Genomic DNA, 25,068 nt, shown 5'->3' with positions numbered 1-25,068 from the left:
AGCAATGAACGAACCCATATATCACCGGCGTTTTAGTCTAATTGCGCCAGCAATTACAGAAATTAGGCAGGTCCTTAAGCATGTTCTAGGAGGGTTGTCGATTATTGACGATGACTTAGATGCAGCCGGGCTCGTTATAACTGAATATCTAACTAACCTTTTACGTCACAGTAAAGGAGAAGATGAAACCATTGTATTGTTGATAACACGTAATAAAGCGTCTGATTATACACTTGAGATCGTTGACGACTTGTCTCCTTATAATTTATTTGAACTCAATGAATCAGACTGGGATATCAATAGTGGTGTGTTGGTAGAAGGAGGAATGGGGGTAGAGTTAATAAGGCACTACTTCCCTGAAGCCGATTATTGTACGTCGAATAACAAAAACCATTTTTCAGTTCCGTTAATGCAAGGTAAAGATAAGCCTAAGGCTATTTATGTTGACGACGATAAAGCTCAATTAGCGCTCATAAATGCATACTTAAAAGACGATTATGAGGTGATATCTTGTCAGGACTTGCCCGAAGCTTGGCAGGCAATTACGTTACACGATGCGCAAGTTTTGATCCTCGATTATCAGTTGCAAAAACAGACATCTGAGCCGTTGTTGATTAAATTAAACGGCTCAGATTATAGAAGTACGTTATCAGTGGTGATGCTAACCGGCACTGACTCTGGGGATATTGTCGCAAGAATAAATCGTTTAGGCATTGATGACTATTTGGTTAAGCCTGTTAAAAAGGTGCGCTTATTACAAAGCCTAGAAAGGGTCACTAATCGGGTTAAAGCATTTGAGTATCAGGTACAATCACCAAGTAATATGATTGAGTATGAAATGAGTGATGACTTTAGAGCACACTTATTTGGTTCAATTGAAGTAGGGGATGGGGGTGATTTTTTTATGCCAATTCCAAACCAACAGAAAGGGTTTGTTTTAGGCGATATGATGGGGCATGGCATTCAAGCACGTAAAGAAAGCTTTGCTATTAAGGGTTTTGTAAGAGGGTTCTTAGCCAGTAAACCTGACTGTAGTGCATTACTTAATGGTTTAAATCAGGCCCTGTATGAAGAGCAGTTGTGTAAAAATAGTTTAGTAACATTATTAGTTGGCTATGTACATGAACAGCGTTTTTATTGGCTTAATGCCGGTCACCCACCGCCGATTGCTATTGATAAAGAAGGTAACGTAAGAGAGTTAGAAGGCGTAGACCCTCTTTTAGGCTTGTCTATAGAGCATCAATATAACGTTTATTCTGAGTCTCTTAGTGATTTACGACATATACTTGTTTATACCGATGGCTTATTTGATAACAGAGAAGAAACCGGCATTACAGAGCTGCAGCAACTCAAGCAGCTATTGCCAAATATATCACTGGATGATGGCGAGTTTGCCTCTATACTTTGGCAAAACTCTCAAGTGAGTTTATCAAAAGAAGTTGACGACGCGTCGTTAATTGTTATTAATTAACACGTATTCTCGCGCATAATTCGAAGGAAGTTGCCTATGCCGCCAAAAATTCTAATAGTTGAAGATACTGCGTCTTTGGCTTTGATGTATCAGTCTTACTTAATACCCACAGGTATGAAAACGCAAATTGCAGCGACGGGCGCTGAGGCATTGGATGCTATTCGTGAGTTTAATCCAGACTTAATACTGCTTGATGTTATGTTACCAGATATGAACGGGTTAGACATTCTTTCCTCCATTGAAGGTGATAATCAACCTCAAGTTATTGTTTTAACAGGCCATGCAACTAAGGAAATGGCCATTAAAGCAATTAAGCTCGGGGCAAATGACTTTTTAGAAAAACCGATAGAAGCCGATCGATTTCGGATCACGATTAACAATGCGTTAAAGCTAAAAGATTTAAAACAAACTGTAGAAAAATATCAAGCTAAGTATGAAAACGGAAGGTACTTTGACTTGATTGGTAGCTCGAGAGTCATGCAGTCTGTGTATCAAATTATTAATTCAGCGGCAACAAGCAAAGCGACCGTTTTTATAACGGGTGAAAGTGGTACGGGGAAAGAGTTGTGCGCAAAAGCGGTGCACCAAGCTTCTCCGAGGGCAGCAAAGCCGTTTGTTGCCCTTAACTGTGCGGCAATCCCTAAAGACCTGATTGAAAGTGAAATATTTGGTCATTTAAAAGGCGCATTTACTGGCGCCATAGCTAATCGTGAAGGGGCGGCAGGTCAAGCTGATGGTGGTACGCTGTTTTTAGATGAACTGTGTGAAATGGATATAAACTTACAAAGTAAATTATTACGTTTTATACAAACAGGGTGCTATCAACAAGTCGGCAGCGAAAAGGAAGTCAAAGTTGATGTACGTTTTGTATGTGCGACGAATAGAGATCCACTTATTGAAGTGCAAGCAGGGCGTTTTAGAGAAGATTTATATTATCGATTACATGTGATCCCAGTAAGTTTACCTCCTCTAAGAGATAGAGGGGCGGATATTATTGAAATAGCTGAGGCGCTTTTTTCAAAAATAAGTAAAGAAGAGTCTCACCCTTATAAAGGTATGTCTGAAGGTGTTAAACACACGTTTATGAATTATAACTGGCCTGGAAATGTCCGTCAGTTAGAGAATACCGTACGTAATACACTGGTATTGAACGACGCCCAGTGGATTGAATTAGACATGGTTCCAGCGCTTCCCAATACACCAAATCCTACACCGTTGTCGTCATTATCTGGCAATACCGCGTTTGCTAACAATAATGTCCCGCAAGAAGCGGCTGCTGTGGTAAATCAGATAAGCAACAGCTTATCGAATATGCAGGAAATTGAGCCTTTATGGATTATAGAAAAACGCTACATCGAGCAAGCAATTACGTTATGCCAAAATAATATACCTAAAGCGGCCGCTTTACTCGATGTCAGCCCATCGACTATATATCGAAAAATCAAAAGCTGGGAGGAGTTACAAGCTTAGTTTCTCTGCATTTTTATCTAACCATTTACTTTAATAGGGTTTGAACAGTGACCAGAATATGCTTCGTGCAACATATTCCACTGCTCATGCCCAGAAAACCGTTGTGCCACAACACTGTGCGCGTATTGTTTCATCATGGTTAAACTTTCTGGATCCATACGCGTGATCTCTTTCAGTTTATTACTGAATTGCTGAACGTTATAAACGGGTACAATCCAGCCACTCAAATTATGTGTTATAACAGTCGAAATTGCACCCACATCCATACTGATCACCATCACACCATGGTTCATTGCTTCTAAGATAGCCATGGGTAAGCCTTCTTGTCGTGAAGTAACACATAACACATCTATGTTTTCCCATATATCTTCTGAAGGCACGACCCCATGAGCCACAACGTTGTCAGGGATAGTAAGAGATGCATCCATCATACCGCCGCCGAACATATGCCATTCAAAACGCTCTTGGTCAGCCATACACCTTGCTATTTCAATAAATCGATCTGGCCCTTTCTCATATGATAACCGACCCACAAAACCGACCTTTAATTTATTTCCATGATGGTATGTACCGTTACATTCAGCAAGAGGCGTAGTCTCGACGAAATTATCAAGGACTTCAGCTTGGCTTAACTGGTTCTTAATTTTGTTTGAAACGGCAAAGTTAATTGATAAGCATGCTGTGATTTTATCGAGCATATTGTACAACCGTACTTTTCCTTGCCCAGTTTCGCCCGCGTGATAGGTGCTCACACATCTTAAACGTAAATAGCGACACAATAGGCGCCCAAATATACCTGCTTTATAGCCGTGAGTATGTATAACCGTGTGTTTAGAGTACGTTTTAAAGGTGGAGATCACACTTGAAGCAGTGCCTTCTAAAAATTCGAATTGAATATTGCAAGATTCTAGCTTATTGTAAAATAGTTGATTACCGTGATCTTGGTAAAACAATATTTTGCATGTAACACTTTTACGCTGTAGCAACTTGGCAAGTTCGACAAGGTGAGACTCAATACCACCATAAATAGAAGAGTCTACAAATAATACAACATCATATTCCATATTTAACTCCAAGGATCTTCATGATAAATCAAGCTACTTTTTCTCAGTTACAACAAGATGTTGGTGAGCAACTTGCGATACAGCTATTAGAGGTTTACTTAACGGAGTCATTAGAGCTAATAAAAAAGCTGGATATAGACTCACCCCTAGATGTACTAGAGATAACAGCGCATAGCTTAAAAAGCAGTAGCCGAAGTTACGGCGCTTTAGAGCTTGCAGCGCTGTGTGAAAAAATAGAACACCAGGTCAAAATTGACGGCGTTAATGCTGAAGTAAGCACATTAATTACTGATGTTCATGCACAAAGTTTAGTTACCTTTTCTCATGCTCGAGAGTTAATTGATAGTACATGTTGAGTTTACCTTTGTACTCAAAGGTAGTTTAAGTAGTTGTGAAAACACATGACTTAGCTGCTCTATATTATGCTGTGTAGATTGACCTTGGTTTAATTCATCACAATGCACAACGATTTCTTCTATTGCTTGTGGAGAAATACTTAAATCGCAAAATTGATAGCCTAACTTTTCTTGCATCCAGTCAATGATTGTTTCACCCTGTAAACTACTGGCTACGCTATTTTCTTGGGCTATGTTTTCAATAAAAATGCGACAAGCAGCTGTTTCCTTAATGGCTGTACTTATTTCTTTCACCAGTAATGGCGGCATCACACTTGAAATGATACTGCCAGGCCCCATCAATATTAAATCGGCATTCATGATTGCATCAACAGCCCCTTTTGCAGCAGGAACTGCCTTTGATAAGCCAACAGTATCTGGGAGCTGTGTTAATGCGTCTATCTCACATTCACCAATAACTTGCTCACCGTTATGATAACTGGCAACAAGATCGGTCGCTGAATCAGACATAGGCAAAATGGTTTCGGCATTACCTAACATGGCGTTAAACCAAGCAACAGCCTCTGTTGGTGAGTCTGTTAGCTGCATTAAGCCTAATAGTGTTAGGTTACCGAGACTATGACCATCTAACTCCCCCCCATCAAAGCGGTGTTCAAATATTGAATGAATCAGAGATTGTTTATCTGTTAGTTGCAAGCAGCAACGGCGGATGTCTCCGAGTGCAACGCATTCTTGCGACTCTCTTAGCCTGCCGGTACTCCCACCATTATCGGTGGTCGCAACGATTGCAGTTAAATCACTACATAGCGGTCTGATAGCACTCAATACTTGTGCTAGCCCATGGCCACCACCTAAACATACAATTTTCATAATCGCTCCACTTACACTCTTTAGGATATACTTTAGATAAGCAGATATTATTCCAACTTATTTTCAATAATAAGTTATTGAATTTGTTATATTTAATTAAAAATAAATTTGATCTTTTTGATAAAGGTAACTACATTTGCAAAGTGCAAAGCAAATTACAAGAATGGTGAACAAAAAATGCAAAATGGACATTTATTTAGTTTAGAACAATTACAAAGCGCGCTATCTGCCATAAATTCTGGCAAAGATTTAACCGCAGTGTTCTATCGATTAAATAAAGCATTGTCACCGTTATTTAGTTACAAAAACTGTTGTATTCTTACTGAACATGAGTCTCTCATTTATCGTGCGATAGCGAGCTCAGATAGTGACTTTAATTATAGTCAATGGTCATTAAATAAAATAATGGAGAATGAAGATGTTACGGAGGTATTCCTTAGTGATGGATATTCACATGCTGAACATATCGCCAATAATAAGGTAAACTCAAACCTTTCTAATATTCTGATATGTAAGCTACCGCCCTCATGTAATAACAGCGTTGTGTTGTTTTCCGAATTAACCGGTAAACCGCGTTTCTCTGTGGTGGGTAAAGACAGTATGGTGTCTATTCTTTTAGAGCAGCTATATCTAAAAGTCGAGTCACTCAACAAGGCTCATTCACATACAAGTCATTTACTCTCTTTAGTCGCAGTAATGACGGAGCAAGCAGAACTGTTTAAAGAGCTTGCTTCTGAATGGTTTTGGCGAATGAATGCAGTTTGTGAGTTTATTTGTGTAGACGAACTGGCTGCCGATGATGACCTATATAAAACGCACTTTGTTGGTAAATCCCCTTTGTTAATGCGGTCTGATACTGAAACTGCTCAGCTTCGTAAGTGGGCACAATTTCAGCACATTATCACACAACACGGTGACTTCTATGAGTTTGAATTTGAACTAAATGCGCCAAGACATCTCTGGATCTCGCTCAGTGGAAAAGCTCAATTTAACGATACTGGTGAATTCATGGGTTATCTGGGAATTGCCAAAGATATAACGTATGCAAAAGATCGTGAAATAGCCTATAAGCAAGCCAAAGAAAAAGCTGAAAATGCAAACTCAGCAAAATCGCAGTTTCTAGCAGTTATGTCTCATGAAATACGTACACCGATGAACTCAATACTTGGTATGGTAGAGTTGATCAGCGATACAACCTTAACTGAGCAGCAAAAAGAATGGCTTTCATATGCACAAAGCAGCGCCAACCTTTTACTGGGATTGATATCAGATGTGTTAGACTTCTCTAAGATTGAATCAGGTACACTCTCTTTAGATAGTAGTGAGGTTAATTTAAAAGAGCTAATCCAGAGTATTTCAGCCCAGTTTGAGTCGCATACAGAACGAGGAAAGCTTGTATTTGACCAATCCATTGATAAATCGGTGCCAGATATTATTGAAGGAGACAGCACTCGGTTGGGGCAGATTTTATTTAATCTCTTAGGTAATGCATTTAAATTTACCAGTCACGGACGAGTAAGTTTAAATATATCCAGAGAACATGACTTATTGACCATTAAAGTATCAGACACAGGGATTGGTATTGCAGAGCAAGATTTGACTCGCCTGTTTCAACCATTTAGCCAAGTAAGTGACAGCGTAAAGCGCAAGCAGCAGGGCGTAGGACTTGGCTTAAGTATTACCAAAAAGCTAATTGAACTCATGCAAGGGACCATAGATTGCCGCAGTTTACTTGGTGTTGGCACAACATTCACCGTTACACTGCCTTTCAAAGCTATTGAAGTTTCACTGGTGACAAGTAAACCCAAATCATTACAGCAATCTCTCAACATATTAGTAGCTGAAGATAACAAGCCTAATCAAGTATTAATAGAAGCACTGTTGAAAAAGTTAAATCACAGTGTAACCCTTACGGAGACTGGTTCAGAAGCATTAAATGCGATAAAAGCAAAACAGTTTGACCTTGTATTAATGGACATGATGATGCCAGTGATGGATGGTCTAACAGCAACAAAATATATACGAGAAGAAATGTCTTTAGACGTGCCAATCTTTGCGTTGACGGCCAATGCAGGGCAAGCCGACAAAGTAAACTGCTTAAATGCAGGAATGAATAAAGTGCTTACAAAGCCGATTAGGTTTTCGGAGCTAAGCAATGCAATTAGCTCCTTGCACAATAACAGCGTTAAAAGATAACGCTAAAAGAGCCATGCTTTTTTATATCTAGCAAGATACTTTCAAAATGCTCCAGTTGTTTAGTATGTACAAAATCACCCATACTGATCCTTTTAACGCCAAGTTCGGTTAATTCATTGAAATTAGTTAAACCAGGCATACACATTACATTCACTGGTAAATGCGTATGATTTACAGCCGCTTCAATGTGATTAGTATTTGTTATGCATGGAATGAATATACCATCGGCACCAGCGGCTTGATAATGCGTAATTCGATTTTTAGTTTCAGTTACTGGATCTTTAACTTCAAGTAAAAATGTATCAGTTCTCACATTAATGAACACGTCTATATTCTCTTTACTAAGGCGCGCTTTTATCGCAGATAAGAAACAAGCAAACTCTTCAGCGTTTGCTAATGAGCGTGTATCACCGATGACTTTGCTATCCTCAATATTAATGCCAACAACGCCAAGCTTTACCAGTGATTTTATATGCTCAAACGTAACTTCAGGGTCTTCGCTATAGCCAGCTTCTATATCAACCGTTAATGGGACGGATACTGCTGAGGCAATTTTTTCTATCATAAACAGCACATCAGAAAAGGGCACATTTTCTCCATCTTTGTAACCTAATGTATTTGCAAGCGCAGCGCTGGATGTTCCTATTGCCTTAAAGCCATTTTTTTGTGAAATTTTTGCACTGGGCACGTCCCATACATTAGCAAGAAGTAAAGGTGTCGATGTTGTATGCAATGCTCTAAAAGTGTTGAATAACATGAAAATGATTCCGTATATATTTGCTTGATGTGGCCAGTATGCGTTGACAGTATTATTTATGCCAACGATAATACTGTGACAGTAATATAAGCTCAGCTTATGTTACAAAGCTAAACTATAGGAAAAAATCGATTGCATAAAGCGCTTAATAATTTAAACCTACTGCGTACTTTTAATGCTGCTGCGCATCATGCCAGCTATAGCTTAGCTGCGAGTGAGTTATGTATTTCACAAGCGGCTGTTAGCCAGCAGATGCGCCAACTACAAAGTTTATTGGGACAGCAACTTTTTACTCGAAAAGGAAAAAGTATGTTATTGACGCAAAGTGGAGAGGTTCTATTTTTAGCAACAAACAATGCACTATCAGTGCTGACTGAGTCATTAGATACAATTACTAAGCAGCCACTTGAAGGTCCATTAACCATATCATCGACTCAAGCTTTTTCTGCAATATGGCTAATACCACGATTACATTTGTTTTCTAAATTACACCCTGAGATAACTATCAATATTCAGTCTTCCGCTGGATTTGACGACTTAACGGCACAGCATATTGATTTGGCTATACGATTTGGAAAGAATGTGAGACAGAAAACCCCTAAAGAATATGAATGCCTCTATTTTGGCGATGGGACAGTTCATCCCGTCTGTTCTGTAAGTATGCTAGAAGAGTTAAAAAATACAGATGATATTTCTGCTCGTCCACTCATTAATATTGGAAGCTCCAGTCCATATGATTGGTTAGAGTGGGCTAAACACCATGGTGTTTCGCAGATAAACGAAAATACAGCTTATACGTCGGTGAGTAGTACTGATATGGCGCTTACTGCGGTACTTAATAGCAACAGCATAGCACTGATTGTTGATTATTTATGTCAAAATCATATTGATTCAGGCGAGCTATGTATTGCCTTTGCGTTACCACACCCTAATAAAGTTGAGCGTTATTTTGTCTATGATAAGCGTTCACCTAAACATGAAAGAATTCATGTTTTCATCGAATGGGTTAAAACACAAATGGCGGAAGAAGCAGGTCAATAATCACATTAACCTGCGATATAGCTTTAATCTTTGTGAAACAAGTCACGCGTATATAATTTATCAGCAATATCACTTAACACATCGACATCGCGATTTGTGATGATTAGGTCGCATTCTGACTTAAACGAGCTTAAGTTATTACATAAAGAAAAGTCATCGGAAAAAGGCTTCTCAAGCTTAGGCTCATAAACAGTTACATCAGCACCGGCTTGGTGCAAATGAGCTATCACATCTAAAATGGCAGATTCTCTAAAGTTATCAGAGTCAGCTTTCATTATTAGCCTATATACTCCTATTTTTTTTGGTTCTTTTGCCATAATAGACTCTGCAATATATTTTTTACGCGTATCATTGGCCGAGACAACAGCAGATATCATGTCATTTGGCACACCATCAAAGTTTGCTAGTAGCTGTTTGGTGTCTTTTGGTAAACAGTAACCGCCATACCCAAATGACGGGTTGTTATAATGGTCCCCGATACGAGGATCTAAGCTGACACCATCAATAATCTCTTTGGTATTTAATAACTTCGCTTCACAATAGGTATCAAGTTCATTAAAAAAAGCTACCCGCATAGCAAGGTAGGTATTAGAAAAAAGCTTAATTGCTTCTGCTTCAGTTGAATGGGTTAGGAGTATTTCAACGTCGTCAGAGTGTGCACCTTGCTTTAGCAAATTGGCGAATACTTGTGCTTCGTCAGTTAAAGCCCCCAGAATTATCCGTGATGGATACAAGTTATCATATAGTGCTTTCCCTTCTCTTAAAAATTCAGGAGAGAATACAATATTGTTAGTTTGATACCGCTGTTCCATTTGTTCAGTAAATCCAACTGGGACGGTAGATTTAATGATAATGGTTGCACGAGGTGAAATCTCTTGAGCTTGTGCTATGACGCTTTCGACACTTGCTGTATTAAAATAGTTAGTCTGCGGATCATAATCTGTTGGTGTTGCAATTACGACGTAATCTGCATTTTCTAGCGCGAGAAAAGGGTCACTGGTAGCAAAAATCTCGGTACTATTTTTTGATAGAAAATGTGTTATCTCAGCATCTTTGATAGGTGATTTTTTTTGGTTTATCAAGTTAACTCGGTTATGGTCTGTCTCTAACGCGCATACTTTGTTATGTTGGGACAAAAGCAATGCATTCGCTAAACCAACATACCCTAAACCTACAACTGTAATATTAAAAGCCATAATCAAACCCTATCAAGAATATTATTTATCTAGTGTTACTAGAGCAATATTAGGGCTAAGTTTTGTTGACGACTTTATGAAATTTTAATGATTTTTAAATCAATAGATTACATAAAACGAAACGAGACTGTATAAAAAGCCTCGTCTCGTTTTTTGCATTTTGAGAAGCATTTAGCAGTTTATACTAGAGAACCATGGCTGCTATCCAGCCAAAAATGAGCAGTGGAATATTAAAATGAATAAAGGTGGGTACAACAGAATCCCAAATATGATCATGCTGTCCATCGGCATTCAGCCCAGATGTTGGCCCTAGTGTAGAATCTGAAGCGGGAGATCCTGCATCACCCAAAGCGCCTGCGGTGCCAACAAGAGCCGCAGTAGCCATAGCAGAAAAGCCGACCTCTAAACATAAAGGCACAAATAAAGTAGCAATGATAGGCACTGTCGAAAAAGAACTGCCTATCCCCATCGTAATTAGAAGCCCGACTATCAGTATCATTGCTGCGGCCAGAGGCTTATTATCACCTATAAATTCTGCGCAGGCTGAAACTAAGCTTGCGACATCACCGGTTGATTTCATAACCGCAGCAAACCCTTGAGCTGAGATCATAATAAACCCGATCATCGCCATCATAGCCACACCTCGGCTGAATACGTCGGAGCTTTGTTCCCATTTAACAATACCAAAAACACTGAACATCATCACTCCAATCAAGCCGCCTAAAATCATAGAGCCACTTATATTTTGGGCAACAAGTGAACATACAACAGCTACCGTACCAATTACTATGACTTTTTTAGGGTTTTCAATCTCTTTCAATGATGAGGTATGCTCATTAGCCACGGTTTTATAAATGCGTTTTCTACGATATGTAATCAACAGTGCAATACATAATCCCACGAGCATTCCCACAGCGGGGATCACCATTGCGATTGGTACATCGGTATTAATAATCGTTAAGCCGTTATCCGCGAGGTTTTTATGTAATATAGAGTACAAGTATATTCCACCAAAACCATAAGGCAGAACCATGTATGATGTTGCTAGCCCGAATGTAAGAATACATGCAATTGCTCGCCTATCTAGCTCAAGCTTATTTAAAATCACAAGTAGAGGGGGGATCAAAATAGGAATAAAAGCGATATGTACGGGTACTAAGTTTTGCGATGCTATAGCGCAGCATAAAATAATGGTCATGATCAAAAGGCTGAGCAAATGCGTATGGCTATCTCGAGAACCATCTACTTTTTTGAGTAAGCTTTGCGCCAAAATTTGAGTTAATCCAGATTTAGAAATCGCGACTGCGAACCCACCAAGCATGGCATAACTTAAAGCAATTTCAGCGCCACCAGATAACCCGTCATTAAATGAATTTAAGGTAGCAGATAAATCAAGGCCAGCCGATAGACCTGCGACCATTGCACTCACAGTCATGGCAACAATAACGTTTACTCGCAACAATGACAGGGTGAGCATAAGGAGTACGCCAATAATTACTGCATTCATAGTTTTCTCTTTGTTTTTATTTTTATGGATTTTATCAGTTTCATAGTCGATTTTCTTTGTCTGTTAGCAAACGTTTTACCTTGGTATCGAGCTGCACTAAAGTGGCTGTAAAATTCATCCAACTCGTGTGTATGCTCAGGAAATTGCTCTTTTACCTTCGAAATAAATTGCAAAGGCGTTAAATTATTATTTTTATAAGGACTGACAGATTTTAGTTTTTCATATAGCTCAACAGAAAGTGGCCGCTTGATATAAACCTGTCGTTGCATAAACAAAAATACCACTAAGAATACCACGACCAATGTAAGCACCATGATTACCCCAGATAACACCTGTGCATTATTTCCCAGCAAATCTTGTAAGAATGATTGTTGTTTGTTTTTATCGAAATTAAGTACCCAACGAGTCCATTTGTAGTCATACTCCTCAAGCGTTAGCCTTAACCATTCCATGCCGGGTACACCTGACAGAGCGACTAAACTGATCCCAATATTTGACTTAAATTGCTCTGCTAAAGTGGTATGTTGTGACAGTGAGCCTATTAATCGTTCTGGCGAAATCCAAGCGGTAGGATCAAGCCTTTGCCAGCCAGCGTTAGGTATAAAAAACTCAACCCACGCATGAGCGTCATATTGATAAATACTAAAGTAATTATTAGCTTCATTATATTCACCACCGAGGTAACCTGACACAAGTCGAGACGGGATCCCAACACTACGCATCATCATCGCTACGGAAGAAGCATAGTGTCCGCAAAATCCAGATTTTTTCTCAAACATAAACTCATCAATGCTATTGGTGCTCTCTATGACTTCAGGTGTTAGGGTATATTCAAAATTCTGTGCGATAAAATATGCCCGCATCAGAACAATAAAGTCATCTGTGGAGCCCGCATCGTTGTCCCATTGGCGCGCGAGCTCGGCCGATTTTGGGTTTAACTTTTTTGGTAATTGCGTATAACGTTGGTATTCCCAACGAGTTAAAAACTCTTTAGTCGGTGCAGTAGCGGTGTGCGCATTGTATTCGAAATTACGGCTTCTGATTTTTGAACTAAACAGTGTACCAAACTGGTTAGTTGATACTTCATCAGAATCACTGAATGCATTACCCAGTGAAAATAGCCATGGTAAATTACTTGGCTCTGCGATCACTTTATAGACTGATGAAATGTCACGATTTGCAACATGTACAGGAATGTTTTGCTCACGCGCCATATGCCAAGATGTACCATCAAACTTATCATGTATAAGTGCTCGCCAATAAAAAGGCGGAGAATACGAGGTTGGCTCTTCTATTATGGCTCGAAAAGCCAAATCATCAGATTGAGATAACTCTGAAATATTAAAGGGGTCTACATTCTCAGATAAACCGGTTTTTGCAACCTGAGCGCCTGGTAATTGCCAAAAAGATGGGATCTTAGGTAAAAAAACAACAAGTAACATGCTAACTGGAATGATAAAAAATATATTTTTGACTGCTGTTTTCGTTGCAGGCAGCAACAGCTGCTTATGAGAAATAGCAGCTAAAACACCTAAATTTATAATCAAAGCTGTAACAACGACTAAAGTAGTGAATAGGTTTTGTGAAAACAGAAATAAGCAAGGAATGGTAAAAAAGTTTAGCACCATGATCTGCTTATTTTGTTTATCACTTTTAGCTTGAATAACTTTTAATTGGCATGCGAGAACCATTAATGACACAAACAATGATACTGAATTACTAAACCCAATAGAGAGTCCACAAACAGTCATACCAATAACGGCTACAATATTAAGAATTAGGTTAGAAGGGGGGAACCTAATATATTTCCATTGTGCAACATGCCATATATTCAGTACACAAAGTAGAATAGCAAATGGAGTTCCTAACTCGGTAAATAGCATCATCGTCATAATCAAATATATGAAGGTGATAAGCAATAGCTTAGTATTCACTTAATAGCTCCAAGCATTTAACTTGATGAGTTTGACCTGTACCTATAGGCAGGGTTTTATGCGGTAGTTTTAATGCAAATGGTTGCTGGTTATTGCTCGCTTCGAGTACTAAAAAGCAGAGCTTGCTTAGCCGTTCTTCAATATCACCAGTCACTAAGTCAAAATCAAAGCCCAAACTTACGGGCTTTTCAGAGGTATAGTCTTTAATCAACATCTGCTGACTTTTGGCAAAGTGACGCCATGACACTTTATTCAAGCTCATCCCTTTCTGGTAAGGCTTTAACTCATTAAACTCGTCATTTTCTTGTACACGATTCACATCAAGCTCACCGTCAGCTCCCTTAATTATATGCCTTATTTCTGCATTCTCTTCTATAGGTATAGGATACACATGTAATACTTTATTACAGTTTAAATAGCTCCAAACGGTCACTAAACCAAATGGGAAGTGGCTTATAATTCTAAATCTATCTAATGTATAAACACCACGTTTATACGGTAAGTTAATATCGATTATTGTATTTTTAACCATTTCGCTAATATCAATTTCACTACCAGTATCGATGTGCTTTATAATAATATTATGCCGTTCTTTATTGGTTTTTAGCTCAAGTTTCGCCCCGGTTGAAGTACCTTCTTGGTCATCAGAAACAGACAGTAGCTTAAGCTCTAAACGATTAAAATTAATATACCCTGACAATAATGAAACAACGAGCAAAATAGCCATGATATAAGACACTGCAAGTATTAAGTTATTCTGATAGTTAATTCCAAGAACGAAGTTTAATATCGTGATCCCAATAAATAACAACCCCGATTGGGATGGTAAAACATAAATTGAATCATGCTTAAAGACCATATGATTGGCTGTGTGTCTTCGGCTTACAAATTTAGCGAACCAATGTTGAATAATACTAGAACGCATTAAACTGGAACCAGTACTTGATCTAAAATGTCCGATATTACTTTATCTTGCTCTTTCACTGATAAGTTTAATCGATGACCTGCAACCGATGGAAATATTGCTTGAACATCTTCTGGGGTAGCGTAGTTTCTGCCAGACATTAGCGCCCATGCTTTGGTCGCTGAACCAAGTGCAATGCTCGCTCTCGGTGACAACGGATCATGAAATAACCCACTATTACGCGTAAACTGCACTAAAGAAATAATATAGTCAATAACTGGAGGAGGGAGCTTAACATGGGTAACCGCATGTTGTAATTCGAGTAATTCTTCGTCTGTCAAAGTAGACTTAACGTCTTCTGATTGCTGGGAGCTGAACCCCATAATCAACTTTCTTTCGGCTGCTTCGTCAGGATAACCAATACTGATCCGCATAAAGAACCGATCTAACTGAGACTCGGGTAGGGGGTGTGTGCCTGACTGGTGCAGTGGATTTTGTGTTGCAATAACAAAAAATGGATTGGGTAACATATGACTTGTACCATCAATAGTTACTTGACGCTCTTCCATAGCTTCCAACAGTGCACTTTGCGTTTTCGGACTTGCTCTATTTATTTCATCAGCAAGAAGCACTTGACTAAATATAGGACCAGGATGAAAAGTAAAATTATGTTCAGTAGAGTTAAATATGGCTGAACCAGTAATATCTGCTGGTAATAAATCACTGGTAAATTGTACCCGCTGATAGCTTAAACCCAGCGAGTCGGCTAATCCATGAGATAAAGTTGTTTTACCCATACCAGGTAAATCTTCAATAAGTAGATGACCTTTACATAACAGGCTACAGACAGCCAGTTTTATTTGTTGTTCTTTTCCGAAAATTATATTCGAGAGCGCATCTAACACTGGGGAAACAAATTGGTTCATGTAATTAATTCTAGTCGTTTTAATACGGTATCTACTTTTTTAGCATTAAATGGCTTAGCAATAAATCCTTTCGCGCCGAGCTCCCAAGTGTTTTGTACATTTTCAAGGCTGTTATGACCTGAGCACATAATTACATGGGTATTTGGGTGATGGTCGTTGACGAACTCTAAAATTTGAGTACCGTCAGTATCGGGAAGTTCAATGTCTAAAAATACAACGCCGGGTTCTTTTGACGCTAAGAGTGGTTTTGCTGAATCAAAGTCGTCTGACTCTAATATTTCTTCAAACCCTAAGTTAGTTAAAATTTCTATTAAATACTCACGTATTTCTTTTACGTCATCAACAATCAATATTGGTTCTAAAGGTTTTACAAATTCCATATGAAGAGACTTTCATATTAAGCTATGGATTTACCAAGCTCAATAGCTTTTAGATGATTACACTAAATTACATCGAGAAATATTAAAGAACAGCATCACTATGTCCGATACCGTCTAGTATTGGACATAGTGGCGTTTTTGTTATTGCTTTATAAGCATAACTAAACGAGCGATACCTATGTAATTAACACAAAGCAAGATATCCTATAATTTATATTATGTTAAATAGAATGGATTACCGCTAACGCATGTAAGATGTCGTTCATTTCTAGATTTAATGATGAAGTGATATTTTAGATTTGACTGCTCTGAAGCCCCTATTAACTAAGGACTTCACTTAGCCTAACTCTAAAATAACCATAAATCAAATTACGTTTATTTTTAGACAAAACCCACTCATTTTGACTCATTCTACGATCATTCCTGCTCATTATACGTTTAGAATTAGATCACAATTGTTCACTTTAAAACGGGTTTAAAGTCAGTTTTAACACCGTTTAAATTTTCTCTATGGCAACTACACGATTAAAATCAGCCATCACTTGAATTGTGATCAGCGCACTGTCAGTTGTTAGTTTTAGCACGCTTTGATTATAAGCTGCTGAACTTGCTTCCTGAATTAACAGCATCAAATTCGCTGTTTGTTCAAATCCAATTGCCGCCAACGACACACTGATCATCGCATCATCAATGACCACCAAGGTACTGTGATCCGAAGCTGACTTGGCAATAACTTTATCAACCGAATTGTTATTCAAGTGCCCGACTATCAATTTTGCTCCATCACCTAACTGTCGTCCTAATACTTGTTTGGCTGCTGTTGTTGCTATGTGTTTTTTAAAATGCAAGCTACTTTACTTATCAGCGTAAAACCAATATACCATCTATTTAACATAATCGAAGGATGTTTGCATAATTACGTAAATAACTCAGAAACTATGGGAGTAAAGTTACTGTTGAGCGACCTATAAAGTTTGGGAAGTCCAGTTTTTTGGATCATTAAAGATAAAATATAGCTCCCATTAAGCATTGTTCAAAACCTACTGGTATACCTGTTTTTGAACCAAGTTAAGAGAAAATATAAGACCACAATTAAGAATCAGGCTAATAATCAATCTAAACACGGAATTTCCTTGCTTACCTTTTGGGTTGTGATGCATATTTCAGGTGGTCAGTGTATAAATTCATCAACTTTATTATGTTAAGTTACACCTTTTTATACCCAAGGCGCCCCTACTCTATTATTAATCTATACATGCTTTTGTGGGGAAAGGTTCGACTATTGCTTAGCGGAATTGAAACAGGAAAAAATTTCTCTAAAGCCCTTTCTAAAAGTTTAAACGTTGGTGCCAAGTAAACAGCATCGAATATTTACCACCTCTTTGAGTTCTACCGCCGAGCTAATACGTCATTTTATCTGATTGGAGCGTGGCTAAACTTACTAATTACTTTAGAACCATTAGACTTAAAAATGCATACAATATTAAACTCGCTTTAAATTTGAATCTGCGCTTTTAAAAAAGTAGCTCCGAACAGAGCTACTTTATTATTTACTTATTTATAGTTTTTTCCAAACACCAGCCGTACCAGGCTCATCACCTTTGGTCCACCATTGTGCTTTATAACGCGCGCACACTGAATTAGCATCACAGTGATTCACTTCAGACCCTGCATTATATGCAACATCGATGTGCCACGGAAATTCTACGTCAGTTAGTAACTGCCATGCACCAGAAAAGCGACTTGGAGTTTCACCTTGGATCCAATAATTTGCTTGCCAAGTAAGCGTCTGTTTTAATTGGCTATCATAGGTTGAAACTTTATCACCTGTATTATAAGCAACCGCACTGTCATAAGGAGGTGCTTGTGTGGCACCTTCAGGAGATACTGTAACAATGACTTCATCAGTATAAACTGTTACACCATCATCAGACACATCGAGTGCAAATGTTAGTTGCTCAGAGGTGGCAACAGTTGGTGCATCAAATGATGCAATTGCTACGTTGCTATTCGTAATTACTACATTACTACCTGCAACTTGACGCCAGTTATAAGTAAGAACATCACCGTCGTTGTCGCGAGTTGCTGACCCATCAAGTTTTACTGCAACTGAACCAGATACAACTTGTTGATCTGCTCCTGCATTTACGATTGGTGGCGTATTCGTTACCTCCAATGAAACTGAAACAATAACAGAGTCGGCTGTGATCCCGCCTTTCCCATCATCGGCAATAAACTTAAATGAGAGTTGCTGTTCAGATGTAACATCTGGTGCGACAAACGCAGCGTTAAGCGTATTACTCGTTGTTAAAGTAACAGCCGGGCCACCTGTTTGTTGCCACTTATACGTCATGGCATCATTGTTTGCGTCTGATGCAGTAGCTGTTAATGACACTGTGGAACCAGAGGTTGCACGCTGATCTTGACCTGCATTAACTACAGGTGCTGTATTACTACCATCCGCCAGTGGGTGCCCTAATGATTCGTGCATCCAGTTCAAAACGTCACCATTATCGGTATCAATTTCCCAAGCGAATAGCCCTGCTAGGCCGCGTTGCATGACAAGAGAGCCTTTCGCATTAACAGAATTTTGATCATCATACGAAACCAAATCACCCGTACTTGGGCGATATAAATACGCACCCTGCGCTACCGAATCATAATGATATTCCCAATCAGGTTGATTCTTCCATTGTGCGATATTTGCATACATTAGAGTACCGGGTTCTAGCTTAAATGCATCTTCCGGTTTTGAAGGCCCAGTTGCTTTACCGGTCATATGGTGTGTGCCAGGAGTATGTTCTACGCCGGTCCAGCCTCGTCCATACATTGCTACACCCGCGATAAGTTTACTACTAGGTACACCTTGCGCGTTTAGAATATCGACACCCGTACTTAGGTTATACTCTAAAGTTCGTCTATCGCTCACTCTAAAATCTGATGGGTATACAGCAGTTTGATGACCTAAAGCATTTAAATCCCACGCACCAAAATAGTCATACGACATCATCATTATATAATCCATATACTTGATGGCTTCGCCGTAATTTACCTTATCTAGTTTGTCATAACCGACGTTAATTGCTGATGTTAACTCATAGTGGCGACCCGTGCGTGCGCCCTCTTCATCTAACATGGCACGTAACTCACGCATCAACTTAATATACGTTGCACCATCTTCAGGAGATCCTAAATTAGGGTTTGCAGCTGGTACGCCAGGGAATTCCCAGTCAATATCTATCCCGTCCCAAAACTCCCATGTACGTAAGAATTTACGACATGACTCAACAAAAGTTTTACGCTTTGCGTCGTCAGCCATGTAATAAAACGGGTCAGATAAGCTCCATCCGCCAATTGAAGGGACAATTTTTAAATCAGGATAGCGATTTTTTAACGCCATCATTTGTGCATAGTTACCCTTTATTGGGTCGCCGTTAACTTGATCACCAACCGGCTTCATGTAAGCCGCCCATGGATCAGGTGGCGCAAGCTCAAAGTCCCCTAAACCCGCACTGACCTTTTTAAATGTTTCATAGCCCGTCGGATTTTCACTTTGAAATGATGCATTAGGGCCTGTTATGGCTACAAACCCGTATATTATGTGCGTTAAGTTTTCTGCTGGAATATTATCAATGTAATAGTCCATCCCTTGTACACGATAAACCGACCATTCTGCAGCATAAGCAGCAACAACCTTACCCGTTGTATTTACGTAAGACTTATTCGTCATTTCTATTGGAAAACGAGCGTCATTTACCTTCATCGGTAAAGGTGCTAAATGGCTTCCTTTAGTATCAGCAACGATTAACTGTTTACTATTACTACTATCAGTACAGCCATCCAAGTTACAAAGTTGTACGGTCAGTTTGTAATTACCACCTTGTGATAGAGTGACGGTTTCAACGCCAGACTGAGATTCTGCAACCTCAGTTAAAGCTCTTGTCGCAACGACTTTGCCATCGAGTAATATGTTAACTGTTTCGCCTGCAGTCCCAGTCCACTTACTCCAAGATACGGGTACATCAATACTTTGCTTTACCACCACGTCTTTGTATGCCAAAGAATCTGTAATTGTTATAAGTGAATGATTTAATTCCATCCAACCGACACTTGGTGCTCCAGGGGCGACCGCAAAGGCCTGACTGGTAAATACACCCATTGACAAAAGCAATGCATTTCTAACCGTTTTACTAACACGGTTTGGACTATATTTCATAGTTTTTCCATTTAGTTGTTTTTAGTAGGCACACGGAATCACTAAACAATACTTCTATTGTTTAGTGCCGTGAGGAGTAATTTTATTTTAAGTGGCTATTTACCGGCTTTTTTAAACTTTAAAGGCCCTTTATCACCATCAGAAGTGTAATACCCTATCAGTTGAGAACCGTCATTCGATATGGTTAATGTATGGACTCCTTCTGTCGTCCAACCAGGGATAGCTTGGGTTACTTTTACTTTATATTCTATGGTATTCCCGACTCGACTCCCTATACCATACTCGACCAAAGGCGTTCCTTTGAACTCGACATAGTGCGTTACATAAATAACATCATCATCTTGAGAGACAATCATATGACCATTAGAGAAGTTAGCATTATTCACATCCTCCCAAAGTCCATTGACGTTAGGTGTATTCTCGAGGCGAGCGTCTGCGCTATGTGCGATGAATAATGCGCATATCGACAATAAGATGGGAGATAGTATTTTCATTTAAGCTACGTCCTTAGCACAATTGTTTTAATTATTTATTAACAAAAGTATCTTTAATTGGGACTTAATGCAATGAAGTCATAGGCACCCAAGCATTGGTAAATGTAATTAACTGAGAGTTTGAAGTCGAGAAGTAATAAAACGTAGAACGAGATCAGGATTCATAATGTTTTAACATTAATTTTATTCATACAATTTTAGCGAGTCTTCTTATTAAACTATTAATATGTCTGTTTATTTGACGTATTTTCAGAAAAGGCAAAGCCAAGAAGGTGACTATTTTATCGCTTAGTGAAAAAGTAGGCTTAGAGTCAAAAAGCACATTAGTGTTTTAATTATATTTATTTCATGTAAATAAATGAAAATAAATTGCTTTGCTAGCTATACACAAATAGAAAAGCCAGCAATCAGCTGGCTTTTTATTAATGAAGAAACCCAGTTTAGCTCATTGCCATCATCATTTTAGCTGGATTTTCAAGGTAGGCTTTCCATAAATTATTGAACCGTGCGATGGTTCCACCATCAATAACACGGTGATCGCCAGACCAACTTACCTGCATAATTGCGCGTGAGACTACATTACCATCATTATCAAAGCGCGGTAAATGTTGTAATTTACCTAAAGCAACAATCGCAACTTCTGGTTTATTAATGATAGGGGTAGCGGTTGTACCGCCAATCGCACCGATATTTGAAATTGAGATTGTGCCTGCTTTTAAATCATTAGGCGAAACACGGCCTTCTCTTGCTGCATTGGTTAAACGTGTCACTTCTTGTGCCACTTCAACAATCGATTTAGTCTGACATGACTTAATGTTGGGCACTAATAACCCTAACTTTGAGTCTACAGCCATACCAATGTTATGGTCGTTAAAGTAAGTTATTTCTGTACAAGCGTCATTCACTTGAGAGTTTACAATTGGAAACTCTTTAATTGCCAGAGATAGCGCTTTAATAAAGAACGGCATCATCGTGAGCTTAATACCCTCTTTCGCATATTGCTCTTTTAGCTCTTTCCTTAGCGATATTATATCGGTAAGGTCAATTTCATCGCTAAATGTGAAATGCGGAATAGTAGAAACAGAGGCAACCATCTGTTTTGCCATTGCCGCTTTCATACCTCGAATAGGCTCGACCCGATCGCCGCCTTGAACAACTGAGATACTACTTAATTGGCTCTCACTTTCTAAGCTAGTAATACTTGGCACAGTTAACTCAGTAGTGCTTTTTCCAGATGTGAAGCGACTGATATCTTCTTTATACACCCGACCTTTTTTACCTGAACCTGGGATCACATTGATGTCAAGGTCTTGCTCTTTAGCTAACCTTCTTACAGCTGGGGAAGCAATAGCCTTTCCATTTTTAGGTAACTGTGTGGACACTGTTTCACTTGTCGCGGAAGCACAGCTTACGTCATTGTTTGGCGATAAAGTGGTCGTTGTAGATGATACTTGTTGTCCAGCGCCTGTTAAGCGCATTTGAAACAACGGGCTATGAACTTGCGCGATTTCGCCTTTTTGATAATGGAGCTTTTCTACTACGCCATCATACTTAGCCGGTATCTGCACCAGTGCTTTGTCTGTCATTACGTCACACACAGCTTGGTCTTCTTTTATTTCATCACCTTCAGCAACCAACCATTCCACGATTTCACATTCAACGATCCCTTCTCCAATATCAGGTAGAATAAAATCTTCAAAATGAATATCGTCGTTAGATGGTGTTTGATCTTGAGCCTGCTCTGGGTCATTTACAGAGCCTACGCCAGCCACATTCATAGCAAAAAGTGGCTCGTGTACTTTGGCAATTTCACCTTTTTGATAATGTAACGTTGTTATAATACCATCATGCACAGCAGGTATTTGCACCAATGCTTTATCTGTCATTACATCACAAATTGGTTGATCTTCTTTGACTTCATCACCAATAGCAACTAGCCATTCAACGACTTCGCATTCAACAATTCCTTCACCAATATCGGGTAAAATAAATTCTTTAGCCATGACTATTCCTTAAAACTCTACAGATTTTTTGATTGCAGCAAATACTTTAAGCGCATCTGGTACATACTCTTTCTCTAATGCAAGTGGGTATGGCGTATCTAAACCACAAACCCGCATTATCGGAGACTCTAAATGTAGGAAGCAAGCTTCTTGTATAGTAGCGGCTATTTCAGCACCAAAACCATTTGTAATTGGCGCTTCATGACTAATGATCAATCGACCCGTTTTTATGACTGATTTAGCAATCGTGTCGACATCCCATGGTAAAATACTGCGTAAATCGATGATTTCACAACTCACACCAGCCTCTTGTGCTTTTTCAGCGGCTTGCTCAATAATTTCCATTTGTGCACCCCACGCAAGTAGTGTGACATCTGAACCTTCTTTCACAACTTCAGCTTTACCGATTTCGATGGTGTAATCTTCTTCAGGCACGTCACCAATTGAGGCACGATATAACCGCTTTGGTTCAAAGAAGATCACAGGGTTGTCATCTTTAATACAAGCACGAAGTAACCCTTTCGCTTGATGAGGGTTACGAGGCACAACCAACTTTAAGCCTGGTGTATGGGCAAAATACGCTTCTGGAGATTGTGAATGATATAAACCACCGGCAATACCACCACCGTATGGTGTACGGATTGTTAGGTTACCAACGTCAAACTCATTCCCGCTACGGTAACGGAACTTTGCAGATTCATTAACGATTTGGTCAAACGCTGGAAATATATAATCGGCAAACTGAATTTCAGCCAGTGCTGGCGCGCCGAATGCGGCTAGCCCGTTTGCAAAACCAAGGATCCCTTGCTCAGTTAGCGGGGTATTAAATACCCGGTGCTTACCATACTTTTCTTGCAAGCCAGACGTTGCTCTAAATACGCCACCAAAGTGGCCTACATCTTCACCAAAAATACAGGCTTGGTTGTTTTCAGCCATTGTGATATCTAACGCCGAATTAATGGCATGTAGCATGTTCATTTTAGCCATTATTTAATTCTCCCTGCAGTGACCGGATACGCTTCTGGATGTTGCTTTATATGCTCTTTTAACTCTTCATACTGCTTTGCAAGCGCAGGTATTGGCTGGTCATAAACGTCTGATACAAGTTCTTCTAAAGCTGGTTTTTGTACCTTTTCTGCAATTTTCAAAGCCGCGAGTATATCTTCTCGAATTTTGTCTTTTTCTGCTTCGTCTTCTTGTTCATTAAGCCACCCTTGCTTTAATAGCCATTTTTTAAAGCGCTCAATTGGACAGTTCCCTTTAAACTCAGCCTCTTCTTCTTTACTACGGTAACCTGACGGGTCATCCGATGTAGAGTGTGCGCCTAAACGATAGGCAATGGACTCAATTAATACCGGCTCGCCATTTTCAACCGCCATTTTGCGAGCTGCTTGTGTTGCAGCAAATACAGCAAGTGCATCCCCACCATCAACACGAATCGTTTTAATTCCATAGCCTACACCACGAGAGGCAATACCATCCCCTTTAAACTGTTCGTCAGCGGGCGTTGATATTGCGTATCCGTTATTTCTCGCAAAAAATAGAACGGGCGCTTCATGTACTGCTGCCATATTTAGGCCTGCATGAAAATCGCCTTCAGACGCTGCACCTTCGCCAAAATAACAGATGGTTAGGTTATCAATTTCTGAGTTTAACTCGCCAGTTGCTGGGTCTATGTGTTTTAGTTTTTGACCGTATGCATACCCCGTTGCTTGCGGGATTTGAGTGCCAAGTGGAGACGATATTGTTAAATAGTAAAGTTCATTTGAGCCGTAATGCACAGGCATTTGGCGGCCTTTACCTAGATCTTTTTCATTAGAGAATAGTTGGTTCATGAACTGCTCTAGCGTAAAGCCACGATAGGCTAATGCAGCTTGTTCACGATATTGCGCCATGATCATATCTTCAGGCTTCAATGCTGCAGCACTGGCAGTAATCGCGGCTTCTTCACCTAAACACTGCATGTAAAAACTAACACGCCCTTGACGCTGTGCAGCTTGCATTCGCTCATCGAGTAAACGAATAAAGCGCATTGTAGAGTATAAGTTTATCGCGGTGTCTTTATCGATATCAGGTGCTGTTGCACCTTCTAAAATTTCACCATTGTCACCGAGGATAGTCAGTGTTGGGATATCTAGGGCATGGCTATCAATAAACTTCAGCGCATGACTGATATTTAGCGATATGTTATTGGGGTTAGTCATAACCTACCTTCTCTTGTTGTCGAAACACATTTGCAAGCTATGAGATACCAATAATAGGGTTTGGAATATCTTCACATTC

Annotated in this window: 20 protein-coding genes; 5 read left to right on the top strand and 15 right to left on the bottom strand. The window is 39.4% G+C overall.

The window, feature by feature from the left end; genetic code table 11:
* Nucleotides 1-4 precede the first annotated feature (4 nt).
* Nucleotides 5-1,471: a SpoIIE family protein phosphatase gene (locus PCIT_RS11350; protein ID WP_040697364.1), complete on the top strand. Its 1,467-nt coding sequence runs from the start codon at nt 5-7 to the stop codon at nt 1,469-1,471.
* A gap of 36 nt (nt 1,472-1,507) precedes the next feature.
* A complete protein-coding gene (locus tag PCIT_RS11345) occupies nt 1,508-2,941 on the top strand; it encodes a sigma-54-dependent transcriptional regulator (protein ID WP_010363401.1) in 1,434 nt (477 codons plus the stop codon).
* A gap of 17 nt (nt 2,942-2,958) precedes the next feature.
* Here PCIT_RS11345 and PCIT_RS11340 read toward each other — a convergent pair whose 3' ends face one another.
* Nucleotides 2,959-4,005: a glycosyltransferase family 4 protein gene (locus PCIT_RS11340; RefSeq protein ID WP_010363403.1), complete on the bottom strand. Its 1,047-nt coding sequence runs from the start codon at nt 4,003-4,005 to the stop codon at nt 2,959-2,961.
* Nucleotides 4,006-4,025: 20 nt separating this feature from the next.
* Between PCIT_RS11340 and PCIT_RS11335 the strand changes: the two genes are divergently transcribed.
* Nucleotides 4,026-4,361, top strand: coding sequence for an Hpt domain-containing protein (locus PCIT_RS11335; protein WP_010363404.1), 336 nt, complete (start codon nt 4,026-4,028; stop codon nt 4,359-4,361).
* Here the strand turns inward: PCIT_RS11335 and PCIT_RS11330 are convergent.
* Complete coding sequence (locus PCIT_RS11330; protein ID WP_010363406.1) at nt 4,341-5,231, bottom strand: gluconeogenesis factor YvcK family protein; 891 nt, start codon at nt 5,229-5,231, stop codon at nt 4,341-4,343. The genes PCIT_RS11335 and PCIT_RS11330 overlap by 21 nt on opposite strands.
* A gap of 177 nt (nt 5,232-5,408) precedes the next feature.
* Here PCIT_RS11330 and PCIT_RS11325 point away from each other — a divergent pair, with 177 nt between their 5' ends.
* A complete protein-coding gene (locus tag PCIT_RS11325; RefSeq protein ID WP_010363408.1) occupies nt 5,409-7,427 on the top strand; it encodes an ATP-binding protein in 2,019 nt (672 codons plus the stop codon).
* Here the strand turns inward: PCIT_RS11325 and PCIT_RS11320 are convergent.
* Complete coding sequence (locus PCIT_RS11320) at nt 7,417-8,184, bottom strand: isocitrate lyase/PEP mutase family protein (protein WP_010363410.1); 768 nt, start codon at nt 8,182-8,184, stop codon at nt 7,417-7,419. The genes PCIT_RS11325 and PCIT_RS11320 overlap by 11 nt on opposite strands.
* Nucleotides 8,185-8,316: 132 nt before the next feature.
* On the opposite strand from PCIT_RS11320, the gene PCIT_RS11315 reads away from it, so the two are divergent.
* Nucleotides 8,317-9,225, top strand: a complete 909-nt coding sequence (locus PCIT_RS11315) for a LysR substrate-binding domain-containing protein (protein ID WP_010363411.1) — start codon at nt 8,317-8,319, stop codon at nt 9,223-9,225.
* Nucleotides 9,226-9,248: 23 nt separating this feature from the next.
* Here PCIT_RS11315 and PCIT_RS11310 read toward each other — a convergent pair whose 3' ends face one another.
* The 12 genes from PCIT_RS11310 to PCIT_RS11255 all read right to left on the bottom strand — a co-directional run bounded on the left by PCIT_RS11310 (nt 9,249) and on the right by PCIT_RS11255 (nt 24,989).
* On the bottom strand, nt 9,249-10,421 hold the full coding sequence (locus PCIT_RS11310; protein ID WP_010363413.1) for a nucleotide sugar dehydrogenase: 1,173 nt from the start codon (nt 10,419-10,421) through the stop codon (nt 9,249-9,251).
* 184 nt (nt 10,422-10,605) lie between these two features.
* Nucleotides 10,606-11,928, bottom strand: coding sequence for a Na+/H+ antiporter family protein (locus PCIT_RS11305; RefSeq protein ID WP_010363416.1), 1,323 nt, complete (start codon nt 11,926-11,928; stop codon nt 10,606-10,608).
* Nucleotides 11,925-13,862 carry a transglutaminase TgpA family protein gene (locus PCIT_RS11300; protein ID WP_010363418.1) on the bottom strand — a complete coding sequence of 646 codons (1,938 nt, stop codon included), beginning with the start codon at nt 13,860-13,862 and terminating at the stop codon, nt 11,925-11,927. Before PCIT_RS11300 ends, PCIT_RS11305 begins: the two co-directional genes overlap by 4 nt.
* On the bottom strand, nt 13,852-14,787 hold the full coding sequence (locus PCIT_RS11295; protein ID WP_010363420.1) for a DUF58 domain-containing protein: 936 nt from the start codon (nt 14,785-14,787) through the stop codon (nt 13,852-13,854). The genes PCIT_RS11300 and PCIT_RS11295 overlap by 11 nt, the downstream gene beginning before the upstream one ends.
* The gene (locus tag PCIT_RS11290; RefSeq protein ID WP_010363422.1) at nt 14,787-15,692 is read right to left on the bottom strand and encodes an AAA family ATPase; all 906 of its coding nucleotides are present in this window, start codon (nt 15,690-15,692) and stop codon (nt 14,787-14,789) included. Before PCIT_RS11290 ends, PCIT_RS11295 begins: the two co-directional genes overlap by 1 nt.
* Nucleotides 15,689-16,072: a response regulator gene (locus PCIT_RS11285; RefSeq protein ID WP_010363424.1), complete on the bottom strand. Its 384-nt coding sequence runs from the start codon at nt 16,070-16,072 to the stop codon at nt 15,689-15,691. The genes PCIT_RS11290 and PCIT_RS11285 overlap by 4 nt, the downstream gene beginning before the upstream one ends.
* Before the next feature lie 497 nt (nt 16,073-16,569).
* The gene (locus PCIT_RS11280; protein ID WP_010363426.1) at nt 16,570-16,920 is read right to left on the bottom strand and encodes a hypothetical protein; all 351 of its coding nucleotides are present in this window, start codon (nt 16,918-16,920) and stop codon (nt 16,570-16,572) included.
* A 710-nt stretch (nt 16,921-17,630) separates the two neighbouring features.
* On the bottom strand, nt 17,631-20,288 hold the full coding sequence (locus tag PCIT_RS11275) for a glycosyl hydrolase family 18 protein (protein ID WP_010363429.1): 2,658 nt from the start codon (nt 20,286-20,288) through the stop codon (nt 17,631-17,633).
* A 95-nt stretch (nt 20,289-20,383) separates the two neighbouring features.
* Complete coding sequence (locus PCIT_RS11270; RefSeq protein ID WP_010363431.1) at nt 20,384-20,782, bottom strand: hypothetical protein; 399 nt, start codon at nt 20,780-20,782, stop codon at nt 20,384-20,386.
* A 440-nt stretch (nt 20,783-21,222) separates the two neighbouring features.
* Entirely contained in the window at nt 21,223-22,785 is a 1,563-nt protein-coding gene (locus tag PCIT_RS11265) for a dihydrolipoyllysine-residue acetyltransferase (protein WP_010363433.1), read from the bottom strand.
* A 9-nt stretch (nt 22,786-22,794) separates the two neighbouring features.
* Nucleotides 22,795-23,772, bottom strand: a complete 978-nt coding sequence (locus PCIT_RS11260) for an alpha-ketoacid dehydrogenase subunit beta (protein WP_010363434.1) — start codon at nt 23,770-23,772, stop codon at nt 22,795-22,797.
* On the bottom strand, nt 23,772-24,989 hold the full coding sequence (locus tag PCIT_RS11255; RefSeq protein ID WP_010363435.1) for a thiamine pyrophosphate-dependent dehydrogenase E1 component subunit alpha: 1,218 nt from the start codon (nt 24,987-24,989) through the stop codon (nt 23,772-23,774). Before PCIT_RS11255 ends, PCIT_RS11260 begins: the two co-directional genes overlap by 1 nt.
* Nucleotides 24,990-25,068 lie beyond the last annotated feature (79 nt).

It is taken from the genome of Pseudoalteromonas citrea, from assembly GCF_000238375.3.
Taxonomy (GTDB): domain Bacteria; phylum Pseudomonadota; class Gammaproteobacteria; order Enterobacterales; family Alteromonadaceae; genus Pseudoalteromonas; species Pseudoalteromonas citrea.
Note: the sequence above shows the minus strand (reverse complement) of the source record. Positions and strands in the feature narration are given on the sequence as shown.